This window comes from Mycobacteroides franklinii (assembly GCF_002013895.1).
In the GTDB taxonomy this organism is placed as follows: Bacteria; Actinomycetota; Actinomycetes; order Mycobacteriales; family Mycobacteriaceae; genus Mycobacterium; species Mycobacterium franklinii.
The window spans coordinates 127,436-142,575 of the sequence record NZ_MAFQ01000010.1; the positions used below are offsets into that span (position 1 = coordinate 127,436).

Below are 15,140 nucleotides of genomic sequence, written 5' to 3' on the forward strand. Positions count from 1 at the left end.
GGGATCCATGTCCGGTTCTAGCGGAAGCCGTTCGGCCGCTTTGTATTCCATGGCAGCGCGAATGAACGCGCTGAACAGGGGGTGCGGACGGGTGGGGCGACTCTTGAGCTCCGGGTGTGCCTGGGTCGCCACCGCGAAGGGGTGGACATCGCGCGGGTATTCCACGAATTCCACCAGGTGCCCGTCCGGCGAGGTCCCGGAGAACCGCAGACCGCTCTCGGCAATCTTGTCGCGGTAGGGGTTGTTCACCTCGTAGCGATGCCGGTGCCGCTCGGATACCTCGGTGCTGCCGTACGCCTCGGCCACGATGGAATCGGGCTCCAGGACGGCGGGATAGGCACCGAGGCGCATCGTTCCGCCCAGGTCCGCCTCGCCCGCGACGGCCCGCACCTGATCGGCCATGGTGGCGATCACCGGGCTGGGGGTGTCGGGATCGAACTCGGCGGAGTTGGCATCGGCGAGGCCCGCCGACCGTGCCGCCTCGATGACCATGCACTGCAATCCAAGGCACAGACCGAGTATCGGGATGCGCCGCTTGCGGGCGTACCGGATGGCACCGAGCTTGCCCTCGATACCCCGGATACCGAAACCACCGGGAATCAGCACCCCGTCGACATCTCCGAGCGCGGTCTGCGCGCCGGTCTCGGTCTCACAGTCGTCCGACGGCACCCACTTGATATCGACCTTGGTGTGGTGCCGGAAACCGCCCGCGCGGAGCGCCTCGGTGACCGAAAGATACGCATCGGGTAGGTCGATGTACTTGCCCACCAGGGCGATTCGCACCGACTCGCTGGGCTCGTGGACGCGCTGCAGCAGATCGCCCCACTCGGTCCAGTCAACGTCGCGGAAGGGCAGGTTCAGCCGGCGCACCACGTAGGCGTCGAGCTCCTCGCGATGCAGCACCTTGGGGATGTCATAGATCGACGGGGCATCCGGCGTGGAGATGACACCGTCGACGTCGACGTCGCACATCAGGGCGATCTTGTTCTTGAGTGGCTCGGGCACCTCCCGGTCGCAGCGCAAGATCAAGGCATCGGGGGTGATACCGATGCTGCGCAGGGCGGCGACGGAGTGCTGGGTCGGCTTGGTCTTGAGCTCGCCGGACGGCTTCAAATACGGCACCAGCGAGACGTGCAGGAAGAACACGTTGTCGCGGCCGACGTCATGGCGGATCTGCCGCGCCGCCTCAAGGAACGGCTGCGACTCGATATCGCCGACGGTGCCGCCGATCTCGGTGATGACGATGTCGGGCCGTTCTCCCTTTTCATTGGGTTCGGCCATGGCCAGGATGCGGCTCTTGATCTCGTCGGTGATGTGCGGAATCACCTGGACGGTGTCGCCGAGGTACTCGCCGCGCCGTTCCTTGGCGATCACCGACGAATAGACCTGCCCGGTAGTGACATTCGCCGACCCGGACAAGTCGCGGTCCAGGAAACGCTCGTAATGCCCGACATCGAGATCGGTCTCCGCACCGTCCTCGGTGACGAAGACCTCACCGTGCTGGAACGGGTTCATGGTGCCCGGATCCACGTTGAGGTACGGGTCGAGCTTCTGCATCGTCACCTGCAAACCGCGCGAGGTGAGAAGTTGCCCGAGGCTGGAGGCGGTTAGCCCCTTGCCGAGCGAGGAGGCGACTCCGCCGCTGACAAACAGATGCCGAGTGGCGGATTGAGGATGCTTGCGTAGACCTGGCAAGAAGGCTCCCGTGACGACTGCTGCAGGGCAATTCTGACTCGCTCGGGGCCCTGCTGACCCACGGAACCTCACCCTAACAAATACGCCGACAACCGGCGGCGAACACGCCGCGCAGTGTGGGCTAGATCCCTTTTAGGGGACGGTGATGGAAGTAGCTCCCGGACCAAGCCCGTACCGGCCCGAGTGCCCGTCGGCCTGTTCACGCAGGGCCAGAACGGCGGTGATGCGGCCCGAGGCCATCTCGATATCGTCGACGGTGCTCGCCGCGGAAGCCATGGACCCGTCGGCACGGGTTACCGCGATCGCCGCGATGCCGTTGGCGGAGCCGCTGCGCCCGGTCAGTACCGTGCCCGAGCCCCGCCGATCCAATGCGGCGGCGAATCGCGCCACGGTGGAGCCCTTGTTCCCGGCGTCGTCCGGTAGTGCTCCCCCCGTTACCACCACTGCGAGGTTCCCCGCTGCCACCTGGCCATCGGTGTAGGTGATGAATCCGCTTTGGCGTAGTGCCGACAGCGCGGTGTTCCGCTGCTCATCGGTCACCGGAGGTACCGGTTCTTCTGGCTTATGCGAGGGGACCTGCAACACGATGCCCACCAGGTCGCCAGCCTGCGATCCCTGATCGACCACATCGGTGCGCAGCTGCGTTCCCGCGGGCAGGATCGACGAGTTCACGATGGTGCGCAGCCGTTCACCCTGATTAGCGTCGGTGAACTGATCGGTCAGCCCGATCCGGCCCGATACCGAGCCGCCGGCGGTCGCGATGAGCTGGGCGATGCCGTCTACATCGGAGCGGTCGGCCTCCGGCGTGGTGATCAGAACCACCTTGCGATCGACGAGCGCGTCCTTAACCATGCGGGGAGCCATGGTGGCATCGAAATTACTTGCCGCGTTGAGCTTTTCGTTGAGTGCGTTCTTGGCCTGGTTCAGGTCTTCGATCTGCCGCTGCTGGCTGCGTTTGTCCTCGCGCAGACCGGAAAGCAACGTGTCATTGAGTAGACCGGAACCGAGTACGACGCCCACCGCAAGGGCGAGGAAAACCGCAGCGAGAGATATCGCGTGCTGACGCAGGGTAATCACGAGTAACTCAGCTGACCAGGTTCTGCACCCAGATCGTCAACCGGTTCCAGTAGGCAAGCAGCCATTCGGCTGCACTGTCGCCCGCGCTGGTGACCCACAGCATGGTGATCACTGCCACCAGCACCGCCAGGATCAACAGGGCAATCGCCCCGCCGGAGAACCGGTTGCGGTACAGCGTCGCAACGGCTTTGGAATCGACCAGCTTGGCGCCGACCTTGAGACGAGTCAGGAAGGTCGACGGATTGGACTGCTGGCGTTCGCGATCGAAGAACTCTTCGATCGATGCCGAATGCCCCACGGTGACGATCAGAGATGCCCCGTGATGGTCGGCCAGCAGCAGCGCCAAGTCGGCGGCAGAACCGGCAGCCGGGAATGTCACCGCACCGACTCCCAGGTCCTGGATGCGCTCCAGGCCGGCGGCGTGCCCGTCAGCATCGGCGGGAAGAACAACCTGCGCACCGGATTTCAGTACGTCGTTACTCATCAGCAGCGGGTCCCCCACCACGATGAGTGGCCGGTACCCGGCCTTGCGGAGGATGTCTGCTCCGGTCCCGACGCCGATGAGAACCGGTTGGTACTCCTTGATGAACGGCTTGAGGTTCTTCAAATCATGCGCGGCGCCAACACCATCGGACACGACGACAACATGGCGGTTGCGCAGATCGATATCGACGTCCGGGATGCCGATGCCGTCGATCAGCAGCGGGCTTTCGCTGCGGATGAACTCAATGGTGTTACCCGAGAATGCTTCCAGGTGGGCGACGAGACCGGTCTTGGCCTCGGTCATCAAATCGTGGACGTCCGCGTCGGTGCGCGGGGTTCCGGCGATGAGGCGCCGGTCGCCGTTGTAGATGCCGCCGTTGTGCACCCGGACCGTCGAGCCGTCCTTGACCTTCTTGAAGACATCGGGCCCGATGCTGTCGATGAGGGTGATGCCGTTGGCCACGAGCACCTCGGGGCCGAGGTTCGGATAGCGGCCCGAGATCGACGGTGAGACGTTCACCACCGCGCTGACGCGCGCATCGACCAGGGCGTCCGCCGTGATGCGGTCCAGATCGAGAATGTCGATGACGGCGATATCGCCTGGGTTGAGGCGCTGCAGCAGCCGGTTGATGTCCCTGTCAGTGCGTACCGTTCCGACGATGCCAGGCCGGGAGCTGCTGCTTCGAGTGAGCATCGTGGTCAAGTTCATAGGGGTGATCATGACGCCGAGCCCCCGCTAGCCTGTGGAGGCGCGCCGTAACACCTGTCACATTAGTCACTCCAGCACCCCTGGTTTATCGCCGCGAATAGGACGTATTGCCTGTTCGGGCGGGGTGCGAACAGTGCTACTAGGCGCGCTCGGCACGGGCGGCGTCGAGCAGCTCGCGAGCGTGCGCTCGGCCGGTGTCAGAGTCGCCCAGACCGGCAAGCATGCGGGCCAGCTCGGCGACCCTGTCCTCGTCGTCGAGGCGGCGGACACCGCTGCCCTTGCTGCTCACACGGTCAACGGTGAGGTGAATATCGGCAAATGCCGCCACCTGCGGCAGGTGGGTCACCACGATCACCTGGTGGGTATGGGCCAGCCTGGCCAATCGTCGCCCGATCTGGACGGCCGCGCGCCCGCCAACACCGGCATCCACCTCGTCGAACACCATGGTGGTGCCGACTGTCGAGGCGGCAAGTACCACCTCCAGCGCCAGCATCACGCGGGACAGCTCGCCACCGGAGGCGCTCTTGGCCAGCGGCAGCATGGGGTTGTCGCGATGCGCGGCGAACCCGAACTCGACGGCGTCGGTACCCGATGATCCGGCGTGCACAGCCTGCCCGGACGGCAGCGTCAGCGGCGCCGAATCGTCGGCCCGGGCCGGAATCGGCTCGACGGCAATGGTGAACGCGGCGCGGTCCATCGCCAGACCGGCCAGCTCGGCGGTGACTGCCTTACCCAACGCCTTGGCGGCTTTGGTGCGGGCTTTGGTCAGACCCGTTGCCGCGGTAGCCAGTTCACCGGCGAGCCGATCTACGCGTTGCGAGAGGGCGGCTAGCGTTTCCTCGGAGGTATCGACCTCGGCGAGCCTGGTGCGTGCTTCCTGCGCCCAGGCGATCACTCCGTTGAGGTCGGCGGCATACTTGCGGGTCAGCGTGCGAAGTTGCCCCTGGCGGGCCAGCTTCTCTTCGAGCGTGCTTGCATCGCTGGGCAATTCGTCAGTGAAGGCGGTCAGCTCGCGGGAGACGTCGCTGACCACTGCGAGCGCCTCGGCAAGTTGTGGCGCCAACGCCTGCAGGGCCGCGTCGTCGGTGGCATCCAGCAGCGCCTTGGCCTTCGCGATGCGATCGATGGCCGAATAGGAATCGCCAGCCTCACCCTCCGTATCGGCTCCGGCCAGCGCCCCATGTGCCGAGGCCGCCGCATCACGCAGGGCATCGAGTTCAGACAGCCGATGTATGTCGGCGGTCAGCTGGTCGTCCTCCCCCGGTTTGGGGTCGACCGTATCGATCTCGTTGAGCGCGAACCCTAGCCGATCCGCCTCCTGGGCGAGTTCACGCGCTCGGTTGGTGCGGTCGATCAGATCACGCCGGGCGGTGAGCCATTCCTCCCGCCGCTTGCGGTAGGTGGTGAGCAACGCCTCGATGCTCTCCGTTGCGAACCTGTCGAGGGCGGCGAGCTGCTGCTCCGGGCGCATCAGCCGCAGCTGGTCGTTCTGGCCGTGCACCGTGAGCAGCCCCGCGGTGAAGCTGGCCAGCGACTTGGCGGGCACGCTGCGCCCGCCAAGATATGCCCGCGAGCGGCCATCGGAGGTCACCGACCGGGCGGCGATCACGCTGCCGTCGTCGTCGCGTTGTGCCCCCGAGGAATCCAGTACCTCGGTGACGTCCACAGGCTCGGCACCCAGCGGATCGGCGGTCAGGAATCGGCCCTCGACCACGGCGCGATCGGCGCCCGCCCGCACCCGGTTTGCGTCGGCGCGCGCCCCGCCGAGCAGGTGAAGGCTGGTGACCACCATCGTCTTGCCGGCGCCGGTCTCGCCGGTCAGCACGGTCAGCCCACTGTCGAACTCCGCGGTGGCCGCCGGTATGGCGCCGAGGGACTCGATGCGAATCTCGGTGAGCACGATTACCTTCCCCGCCAGCCCTTGACGGGCAAATGGAACTTACGGACGATCCGGTCCGCGAAAGGCTTGCTGTCCAGGCGTGCCCACAGCACCGGCTGATGACCGCGGACAACTTCGACGCGTCCCCCCGGGGGCACCCTGATTTCTCGGCGGCCATCACAGAACAGGAGTGCGTCGTGCCCATCGGCTTCGATCTCGACGGCGACGGTGGACGCGGGACTGATCACCATGGGCCGGGCGAACAGGGCGTGCGCATTGTTGGGCACCACAAGGATCGCGTCCAGATCAGGCCAGACGACCGGTCCGCCCGCCGAGAACGCGTACGCGGTTGATCCTGTCGGCGTCGAGACCAGTACCCCGTCGCATCCGAAGGCCGAGACCGGGCGGGCGTCCACCTCCAGCACCACGCCGAGCACCCCCAACCGGGGACCCTTTTCGATGCTGACCTCGTTGAGCGCCCAGCCGCGTTCTTTCACCTCGCCGCCGATACGGACCTGAACGTCCAACGTCATCCGGGTCTCGACGCGGTACGTGCCTTCCACGACGTGATTGAGCACCGCATCGATGGCCTCGGCCTCGACCTCGGCAAGAAAACCGATGCGGCCCAAGTTGATACCGAGCACGGGGGCGGTAGCACTGCGCGCGAGATCGGCGGCCCGCAGGAAGGTGCCGTCCCCGCCCAGTACCAGTACCAGTTCGCAGCCGGTGGCCGCGTCCTGATCGGCGTCGACGACTTCCACATCGACACCGAGCGAGCGGAACTCGGAGGGGTCCAAGTGCACGGGTCCGCGATCAATGGCCTCGGCGGTGAGCACCCGCAGCGTTATGCCGTTCTCCCCCAATATCTTCGCGACACGGCGGGCGGTTTCAGTCACCTCATCGCGGCCGGTATGTGCGACAAGCAGGATTTTGCGATCGTTCACTGAGGTCCCCTAGACACGGCGTCGGCGACGGCTGCCTCGACATCCACCTCGGAATCTGTCTTGCGCAGCCACAGAAAGTACTCGACGTTTCCGGACGGCCCCGGCAGCGGGCTGGCCGTCACACCCGCGGTGAACCAGCCCTGGGACCGAGCACGACGGGCGACGGAGATGACGGCATCGGTGCGCAACTGCGGATCGCGCACCACACCGCCGGTACCGACGAGCTCCTTGCCCACTTCGAACTGGGGCTTGACCATCGGCAGAATGTCGGCATCGGATGTGGCGCAGGAAATCAGGGCATCAAGCACCAGTGCGAGCGATATGAAGGACAGGTCGGCGACGATTACCTGCGCGGGGCCGCCGATCAATTCGGGCGTCAGGGTGCGAACGTTGGTTCGATCGAGAACGGTGACGCGGTCGTCGGACTGCAGCGACCACGCCAGTTGGCCATATCCGACATCGGCCGCGACCACCTCGCGGGCGCCGGACCGCAGTAGCACCTCGGTGAATCCGCCGGTGGAGGCGCCGGCATCCAGGCATCGCTTGCCGTCGACGGAAAGTCCTTGTGGCCCAAAGGCGTCAAGAGCTCCGAGGAGTTTGTGGGCACCACGCGAGACCCAGCGGTCCTCGGACTCCCCTTGCACCACAAGGGAAGCCGTCGCGGGGACCGCGGTGGCAGCTTTGGCGGCAGGTATGCCATCGATACGGACCCGGCCCGCCTCGATCAGTTCAGCAGCCTGCTGACGAGAACGAGCGAGCCCGCGGCGCACCAACTCTGCGTCGACCCTGGCGTGCCGGGCCATGGCTATCCTTGCTCCGCGGATTCCAGTGCTCGGACCAACACCTCATGGGCTTGCTCAAGGACCTGAGCCTGGTTCTCCAGGTCCACTTCGGCCTCGGTTTCGCCCGCGCCGGTGTGCTGGTCGAGCTGAGCCAGCAGCGCCTCTACCTGAGACCTGACCTCATCGGGGTCAGGTCCGGTGGTCTGGCGCGCGACATCGTTTGGGGTGGTCATCGCGCTCAAGGCTAGTGGATCTCCCCGACGTGGCCGGGCCGACGACACACTATCCGGCAGAAAGCTGCTGCAAGGCGTGTTCAGCCAGGTCATCGGTGGCCACGATAGGCCTGATGGCAGGGGCTGGAGCGGTCCCCCAGACCGCAGCCGCCAGCGCCTGGGCCAGCGACAAAGGTGATCCGGTGGCGTCGATGGACCCGACCGACACCTGATCTGCCGCCACGGAGACCTGCCACGACGGCTTCGACTCGATTCGCACATCGGCCAGCGGGAGATGCAGAGCACTCAAATCCGCTCCCAAGAACGTGGGCCGGTGCGTGCTGTCCGCCCAGATCGCGTCGATGGCGCTGTTCACACCGGTAAGCACCATGAGGCTGGGCAGGCCCGCACCATTGGCCCCGGAGATGTCGGTATCGAGGCGATCGCCGACCACGAGGGGCCGGGTGAAGCTGCCGCGCGCTAACGCGTCCTGGATGAGTGCGCGCCCCGGCTTGCCGGCCACTACCGGATCGGCATCGGTGGCGGTGCGCAGCGCGGCGACCATCGACCCGTTTCCGGGTAGCAGACCCCGCTCGGTCGGCAGCGTCGCGTCGACATTGGCCGCTACCCAGTACGCACCCGCCCGGATGGCCAGGGCGGCCTCAGCGAGGGTCGTCCAGCAGGTGTCCGGCGAATGTCCCTGCACGACAGCACGGGGGTCCTCGTCGAAGCTGCGCACCGGCGTGAGGCCGACGGCGGCCACCTCGGCCGCCAGCGCGTCGGTACCGACCACGAGTACCGCCTCATCACGCCCGAGTGTCTCGGCGAGCAGTCTGGCCGCGCTTTGCGCACTCGTGACAACGTCGCCCGGGGCCGCGGTGAAACCCAGAGAGGTCAGGTGTTCGGCCACCTCGGGTGCGGACCGGCTGGCGTTGTTGGTGACGTACAGCTGCCGGGCATCGCCTGCGGCCGCCAAGGACGCAATCGCGTTGGGGGTGGGTTCGGCACCCCGGAACACGGTGCCGTCAAGGTCAAGGAGCAGGCAGTCGTACGAGCCGGCGAGTGTGTCAGGCAAGTTCGGCGGCCCGATCCTCGGCGTCCGTGTGGCCCTCGACATCGGCATTGGCGGCGTGCAAGAACCATTGCACTGCTTCGGGTTTGCGATCCAGTGCCAACAGGATGTCCGCGTAGGCGTAGAACAGCCGCGCCGCGACCACGCCGACACGCTTGGGATCCGGTGCCGGAGTGGAGAGCACCGCCAGCGCCTGATCGAGCTGCCCCATATCGGCACGCGCTCCGGCGGTGACGATGCGCAGTTCGTCGGCGGCGTCGCCGGTGAGGGCCTTGGCCTCATCTCCGCGGGCGAGCTCAAGAGCGCGTTCGGGCCGCCCCACTCCCCGTTCGCAGTCGGCGATCAGCGCCAGCAGCGGTGAGCGGGTGCCCATGCGCTTGGCCGCACGCAGTTCCGACAACGCCAGCGCCCAATCTCCGCAGTGATACGCGGCGATGCCGAGTGCCTCACGGACAGCCGCGATGCGGGCCGCACGGCTCTTGGCGGCCTTGGCATGCGCAAGAGCGGTCTCGGGGTCCTCGTCCAGCAGGTTCCCGGCGGTCACCAGATGCCGGGCCACCGTCTCCGCGGTGTTCTTGTCGAGACTGAGCAATTCGGCGCGGACATCCGGAGCGAGCTGCTTGGCCTCCACCTCGTCGGGAATGACGGGGCCGAAGTTTCGTGGAGCCGGTCGGTCATCGGTGCGCCGGGGGCGCGGTCCCTGATCGCGCCGCGGGCGGTCACCGCCGCGCTCGTCGGAACGCTGACGGCGCTCGCCGCCGCGCTCATCCGACCGGTGTGGACGTGCAGAGCCACCGCCGCGGTCGTCGCGCTGGGCACCCGAATCGCGTGCGGGCCGACTCGGGCCTTGCCTTCTCGGGCCCTGCTGCCTGGGTCCTCGCTGGTCCACGGGCACCTCCTTCTATAGCGCGAGTATGCCGGTAGCGAGCCCTCCGCCGGAAATGCGGTGGCGATCTATGTGACCGGTTCCGCAGACTAGGCGTCATGAGCCATGTGCAGCTCGATGCCATCGGCTACCACCTCCCGGACGGCAGAGCACTACTTCACGACGTCAGCCTGCGCGTGGGTGAGGGCAGTAAAACGGCGTTGATCGGCCCCAACGGGACCGGCAAGACGACACTGTTGCGCATCATCGCCGGCGATGCCGATCCACACGACGGAGCCGTAACCCGTGGCGGGCAGCTCGGGGTGATGCGGCAGTTCATCGGATCGGTTCGTGACGATTCGACGGTCCGCGATCTACTGCTATCGGTGGCGCCCGATCGCGTCAGGTTGGCCGCCGAGCGCCTGGACCGTGCGGAGCTGGTGCTCATGGAGCGCAACAGCGAGCCCGATCAGCTCAAATACGCGCAAGCACTAGCCGACTGGGCCGATGTGGGTGGCTACGAGTTCGAGACCGAATGTGACGTGCACACCATGGCCGCGCTCGGAATTCCCTACGAGCTGGCCAGATTTCGCGGGGTCAACACGCTTTCCGGAGGTCAGCAGAAGCGGCTGGTCCTCGAATCGCTGCTGCGCGGACCCCACCAGGTGCTGCTACTCGACGAGCCCGACAACTATCTCGATGTCCCGGCCAAGCGCTGGCTCGAGGAGAAGCTCGCCGAGTCTCCGAAGACCGTCCTGTTCGTCAGCCACGACCGCGAGCTGATCAATCGCGCGGCCGGACAGGTCGCCACGCTGGAACCCACGCGGTCCGGATCGACCTTGTGGGTGCATCCGGGTTCGTTTGCGACGTACCACCAGGCCCGCGCGGACCGCAATGCCAAACTCGCCGAATTGCATCGCCGCTGGGACGAACAGCGGGCGGCGCTGCGCGATCTGGTGCTGATGTACCGGCAGAAGGCGGCCTACAACTCCGATATGGCCAGCCGGCTGCAGGCTGCCGAGAGCCGGCTGCGCCGGTTCGACGAGGCGGGGCCGCCCGAAGCAGTGCCATTGCGGCAGAACGTGCGCATGCGTCTTGCAGGCGGACGCACCGCCAAACGTGCCGTGATCGCGGACAATCTCGAATTGACCGGCCTCACAAGCCCATTCGATGCCGAGCTGTGGTACGGCGACCGGGTCGCGGTATTGGGCGGTAACGGAACCGGCAAGTCACATTTCCTGCGGCTGCTGGCCTGCGGCGGCACCGACCCGGAGCAGGATCAGCTGCCGGTTGGCGAGATGATTCCCGAACCGGTGCGCCACGGCGGACGACTCCGGTTGGGTGCGCGGGTACGTCCCGGCTGGTTCGCGCAGACGCACCATCATGTGGGACTGATGGACCGCACACTGCTGGACATCCTGCATCACGGGGACGAGAGGCGCGCCGGATACGGGCGCGAGCAGGCGTCACGAATCCTGGACCGCTACGGGTTGGCGGCATCCGCCGAGCAGACCTTCGGCTCGCTGTCCGGCGGACAACAGGGCCGCTTTCAGATCCTGCTGCTGGAGCTGATGGGCTCAACGCTGCTGCTGCTCGATGAGCCGACCGACAACCTCGACCTGCACTCGGCGGAGGCGCTGGAGGACGCACTGACGGCCTTCGACGGCACGGTCATCGCGGTCACTCACGACCGATGGTTTGCGCGGAGCTTCACCCGCTTCCTCATCTTCGGTGAGGACGGCAAGGTGAAGGAATCCGTTGAACCCCAGTGGGCATAGCGGACCTAGTGGGCCTTAGAACTAGCGGACTCGCTGAACCCCGGCGATGTTCCGCTTGCCGCGGCGCAGTACCAACCAGCCCCCGGTGAGATAATCGCCATCACTTGGCGCCCAGTCCTCGGCGTCGACCCGCGTGTTGTTGACGTACACACCGCCCTCCTTGATGGTGCGGCGTGCGGCGCCCTTGCTTTCCGAAAGTCCGCTACTCACCAGGAGATCCACGATGGTGTCGGGTTCGCCGTCGGCGAGCCGGGCGGGTTCCCCGTTTCCCGCCTCGGTGAGGGCGGCAGTCAGGGTGCCCTCGTCGAGGCGATCCAGCTCGCCACGGCCGAACAGCGCACCGCTGGCGTGTTCGACAGCCTGAGTGGCGCTTTCACCATGTACCAGCGTGGTGACCTCGGCGGCCAATCGGCGCTGCGCGGCACGCTCATGTGCCCGTTCCGTCGTCGCCGTCTCCAGCTCGTCGACCTCGTCGGCGGAGAGGAACGTGAACCAGCGCAGGTACCGCACCACGTCGGCGTCAGCGGTGTTGATGAAGTACTGGTACCAGGCGTAGGGGCTCGTCATCTCCGGATCGAGCCAGAGTTTGCCGCCTCCGGTGGACTTACCGAACTTGGTGCCATCGGCCGCGGTCACCAGCGGAACGGTCAAGGCATGCACCGAGGCGCCATCGAGCTGGCGGGCGAGCCGCACTCCGGCCACGATGTTGCCCCACTGATCGGAGCCACCGATCTGCAACGAGCAGCCGTACTTTCGGTGCAGCTGCACGTAGTCATTGGCCTGCAGCAACATGTACGAGAACTCGGTGTAGGAGATGCCGTCGCCCTCCAGGCGCCGGCGGATGGTGTCGCGGTCGAGCATGACGTTGACGGAGAAGTGCTTGCCAAGATCGCGCAGGAACTCCAGGGCGGTGAGCTGTCCGGTCCAGTCAAGGTTGTTCGCGACGATGGCTCCGGTTGGGCTGTCACTGAATTCGACGAAACGCTCCAGCTGGCCGCGAATTCGGCCCGCCCACTCGGCCACGGTGTCGGCGCCATGCAGGCTTCGTTCGGAGGTGTCTCGCGGGTCTCCGATGAGCCCCGTCGCTCCCCCGGCCAACACGATCGGCCGGTGCCCCGCGCGCTGGAATCGGCTCAGTGTGAGCAGCGGAACCAGATGCCCGGCGTGCAGGCTCGCCGCGGTGGGGTCGAAGCCCCCATAGACACTGATCGGGCCCTTCGCGATATCGGCCGCGAGCGCGTCGCGGTCGGTTGTCTGCGCGATGAGGCCGCGCCAGGTCAGCTCGTCGAGGATGGATGAGCCGCTTGCGCGAGGATCGTTAGTCGGGGAAGCCACGGAGACGATCATCCCTTATCGGGTTCAGCGTGCGGGATACCGCTCGTCCCAGTCCTGTCCCGGCGGCCCGACTAAGTCGTCGGAGATCGCCATGATGAGCTCGCGCAATTCGAGCTCGGACAGCCAATCCGGCGGCAATGCCTGAGGGTGTCGTGGGTCTCCTCATGCCGGGGATACGTGATGAGAAGACCCAGCGCCGACGGGACCGCGTCGGGCAGCATGAGATCGGCCGCCAAGCGATTGACGATCACCGCAGGTGCTCCCGCAACGACTATCGCTACCCATGTTCACCAGTATCCGGTTGTGGTGCACGGGGACTGCGCCGGTACGCAGATACCTCCGGATATTCGGGCAGCCAGAACCGCCACGGACGATCCGCTGCCAGACTGACACCCACGCGTGGCCCGGACTGTGCCTTCCGTGTGCGATTCAACACGATGCGTACCGGGCTGGCGGCGGAGAAGACGTCAACGCCGTTGTCTTCCTGGGTGATTGCGAGCGCGGCACCCAAGTTGCCGGGGCCGCGGGCCAAACTCGCGTCGTTGCGCGCCGCCGGACGTCGTTGCCAACAGATCGGGGCACCATCGACTATCGCCGCGGCACGCATCAAGACACCGCAGGCGACACCGTCCGGGCCGCACACCACATTGGCGCACAGGTGAATTCCGTGGCTTCGGTACACGTACAGGTGGCCGGCAGGCCCGAACATCACCCGGTTGCGGTTCGTCGGGCCGCGAAACGAGTGAGAGGCAGGATCAGGCCACGGGCCGTCCGGCACGCCCCCGTACGCCTCCACCTCAACGATCAGCGCCCGTACGCCACGTGACTCGATGGTGGCGCCGAGCAGGCGCTGCGCTGCCTTTACCGGGTGGGTCTTGAGAATCTCGGCGCTCACTCCCCGATTGTGCTTGACCGTCGCGGGCTCTCTGCCGGCCCCCGCGCGGCGCTACCTGGGGCGCGCGATAGTTCAGTAACGTGATGTCGGTGAGTTCAAAGCGGCCCGGGCGTCGTCCGGGTACCAGCAACACCCGTGACGATATCCTCGCGAGCGCTCGAAAACTGTTTTCGGTCAACGGAATCGACAAGACTTCGATGCGGTCCATTGCCGCCGACGCCGGAGTGGACCCCGCGCTCATCCACCATTACTTCGGGACGAAGCTCGATCTTTTCCGCGAGGTGGTGCAGCTGCCGGTCGATCCGAGTGTGGTGTTGCAACCCCTCCGCGAGGTTCCGGTCGACGAACTGGGGGTCGCGATCCCCCGACTGATCGTCGCGCTGTGGGACTCGGACCTTGGCGCCAACGTGCTGGCGGTGTTCCGCTCGGCGCTGGCGGGTGCCGACGACGGGTTGGTGCGGGTCTTCTTCCGCGAGGTCTTGGTCAACATCATCGCTGAGCGCGTCGACAATCCAGTCGGCGGCGGCGTGCTGCGGGCCGAGTTCGCGATCACACAGATGGCCGGCATCTTGGTGGGCCGGTACATCCTGGCGATCGAACCGCTGGCCTCGTTGACGTCAGAGCAGATTGCCCTGACCGTGGGGCCGAACATTCAGCGATATCTGACGGGTGAGCTGCCCAGCATCACGCAGTGAAGCGCTGGTGCTCCTCGTCGGACACCTCGCGCGCTTCGTCCGGCAACAGCACAGGGATCGAATTCTCGATCCGGTAGGCCTTGCGCAGGCGGGGGTTGTAGAGGAGGCCGTCGGTATCGCTGCCGATGAGCAGGAGTGCCCCGCGGTCGACCGGGCAGACCAGGATGGCTAAGAGTGCGGCGTCAAGAGGCATATCGGTGCGATCAGCCCAGCGGGATGTTCTGGTTGAAGATCTGTTGACCGCCGCCCCCACTGACGCCGATACCTGGTCCGGGATTGACGTTGGGAGGCCCACCGTTCGGGTTGTTGGTTCCGTTGGTGCCGCTGATGCCGATGTGGACAGGCTGCTGCGGCTTCTGGGCGGCCCTGAGGAACTGCGTCTGCACTGCGATGACCGACTTCAGTGTGTTGATCAGCGGCATTTGGCTGGGACGCTTATCCAGGGCGGCTTTGAGGGCATCGTTCTGTGCCGAACTGACCTGGGCGCCCTTTGCGCGCAGCTGCAGCGAGGTGCGGACCAGATTGGAGACCTGACCACCACTGGTACCCGTCGAGTACTCGTGCGCGATGTCATCCAGTACGTCGGCGCGGGCCGTGCCGGCACCAGGCCCGAACGCCAGGGCGGCGCAGAGGCCGACCGTGGCCAGCGCGGTACCCGCGAGGGCACGTGGGCGTGTCGGCATGACGAGTTCCTTCCGGTATCGCGGACGCCAGCCTAA

General features: G+C 66.3%; 14 protein-coding genes and 2 pseudogenes. 2 read left to right on the forward strand and 14 right to left on the reverse strand.

All coding sequences use genetic code 11. The annotated features are described in order from the left end of the window. Nucleotides 1–15 precede the first annotated feature (15 nt). The 9 genes and pseudogenes from B4393_RS18095 to B4393_RS18135 form a co-directional block, all read right to left on the reverse strand. Nucleotides 16–1,695, reverse strand: a pseudogene (locus B4393_RS18095) (CTP synthase); the annotation flags it as partial. Between the two features lie 132 nt (nucleotides 1,696–1,827). Continuing rightward, nucleotides 1,828–2,772: a copper transporter gene (locus B4393_RS18100; RefSeq protein WP_078335256.1), complete on the reverse strand. Its 945-nt coding sequence runs from the start codon at nucleotides 2,770–2,772 to the stop codon at nucleotides 1,828–1,830. 7 nt (nucleotides 2,773–2,779) lie between these two features. After that, nucleotides 2,780–3,964, reverse strand: coding sequence for a putative cytokinetic ring protein SteA (steA, locus tag B4393_RS18105; protein WP_078335257.1), 1,185 nt, complete (start codon nucleotides 3,962–3,964; stop codon nucleotides 2,780–2,782). A gap of 139 nt (nucleotides 3,965–4,103) precedes the next feature. Beyond that, the gene (gene recN, locus B4393_RS18110) at nucleotides 4,104–5,864 is read right to left on the reverse strand and encodes a DNA repair protein RecN (protein WP_078335258.1); all 1,761 of its coding nucleotides are present in this window, start codon (nucleotides 5,862–5,864) and stop codon (nucleotides 4,104–4,106) included. A gap of 2 nt (nucleotides 5,865–5,866) precedes the next feature. Then, nucleotides 5,867–6,787, reverse strand: coding sequence for an NAD kinase (locus B4393_RS18115; protein WP_078335259.1), 921 nt, complete (start codon nucleotides 6,785–6,787; stop codon nucleotides 5,867–5,869). Then, complete coding sequence (locus B4393_RS18120; RefSeq protein ID WP_078335260.1) at nucleotides 6,784–7,590, reverse strand: TlyA family RNA methyltransferase; 807 nt, start codon at nucleotides 7,588–7,590, stop codon at nucleotides 6,784–6,786. The genes B4393_RS18115 and B4393_RS18120 overlap by 4 nt, the downstream gene beginning before the upstream one ends. Before the next feature lie 2 nt (nucleotides 7,591–7,592). Further along, nucleotides 7,593–7,802 carry a hypothetical protein gene (locus tag B4393_RS18125; protein WP_078335261.1) on the reverse strand — a complete coding sequence of 70 codons (210 nt, stop codon included), beginning with the start codon at nucleotides 7,800–7,802 and terminating at the stop codon, nucleotides 7,593–7,595. A gap of 49 nt (nucleotides 7,803–7,851) precedes the next feature. Next, nucleotides 7,852–8,856 (reverse strand): HAD-IIA family hydrolase, encoded by a 1,005-nt coding sequence (locus B4393_RS18130; RefSeq protein WP_078335262.1) that lies wholly within the window; start codon nucleotides 8,854–8,856, stop codon nucleotides 7,852–7,854. Further along, nucleotides 8,849–9,484, reverse strand: coding sequence for a hypothetical protein (locus tag B4393_RS18135; protein WP_070939779.1), 636 nt, complete (start codon nucleotides 9,482–9,484; stop codon nucleotides 8,849–8,851). The genes B4393_RS18130 and B4393_RS18135 overlap by 8 nt, the downstream gene beginning before the upstream one ends. 353 nt (nucleotides 9,485–9,837) lie before the next feature. Between B4393_RS18135 and B4393_RS18140 the strand changes: the two genes are divergently transcribed. Further along, complete coding sequence (locus B4393_RS18140; protein WP_078335263.1) at nucleotides 9,838–11,496, forward strand: ABC-F family ATP-binding cassette domain-containing protein; 1,659 nt, start codon at nucleotides 9,838–9,840, stop codon at nucleotides 11,494–11,496. A gap of 21 nt (nucleotides 11,497–11,517) precedes the next feature. Here the strand turns inward: B4393_RS18140 and tyrS are convergent, their stop codons facing one another. The 3 genes and pseudogenes from tyrS to B4393_RS18150 form a co-directional block, all read right to left on the reverse strand. After that, nucleotides 11,518–12,843 (reverse strand): tyrosine--tRNA ligase, encoded by a 1,326-nt coding sequence (gene tyrS, locus B4393_RS18145; protein WP_078335264.1) that lies wholly within the window; start codon nucleotides 12,841–12,843, stop codon nucleotides 11,518–11,520. A 12-nt stretch (nucleotides 12,844–12,855) separates the two neighbouring features. After that, a pseudogene (locus B4393_RS27280) lies at nucleotides 12,856–12,975 on the reverse strand (ADP-ribosylglycohydrolase family protein); the annotation flags it as partial. A 133-nt stretch (nucleotides 12,976–13,108) separates the two neighbouring features. Further along, nucleotides 13,109–13,726 (reverse strand): DNA-3-methyladenine glycosylase, encoded by a 618-nt coding sequence (locus B4393_RS18150; protein ID WP_078335265.1) that lies wholly within the window; start codon nucleotides 13,724–13,726, stop codon nucleotides 13,109–13,111. Between the two features lie 89 nt (nucleotides 13,727–13,815). On the opposite strand from B4393_RS18150, the gene B4393_RS18155 reads away from it, so the two are divergent. Further along, nucleotides 13,816–14,421, forward strand: coding sequence for a TetR/AcrR family transcriptional regulator (locus B4393_RS18155; RefSeq protein ID WP_109558486.1), 606 nt, complete (start codon nucleotides 13,816–13,818; stop codon nucleotides 14,419–14,421). On the opposite strand, the gene B4393_RS18160 is transcribed toward B4393_RS18155, so the two are convergent. Together B4393_RS18160 and B4393_RS18165 are read right to left on the reverse strand one after the other, a co-directional pair. Next, nucleotides 14,411–14,614, reverse strand: a complete 204-nt coding sequence (locus B4393_RS18160; RefSeq protein WP_078335267.1) for a Trm112 family protein — start codon at nucleotides 14,612–14,614, stop codon at nucleotides 14,411–14,413. The two genes, B4393_RS18155 and B4393_RS18160, sit on opposite strands and share 11 nt — an antisense overlap. A gap of 10 nt (nucleotides 14,615–14,624) precedes the next feature. Then, on the reverse strand, nucleotides 14,625–15,104 hold the full coding sequence (locus B4393_RS18165; protein ID WP_078335268.1) for a hypothetical protein: 480 nt from the start codon (nucleotides 15,102–15,104) through the stop codon (nucleotides 14,625–14,627). Nucleotides 15,105–15,140 lie beyond the last annotated feature (36 nt).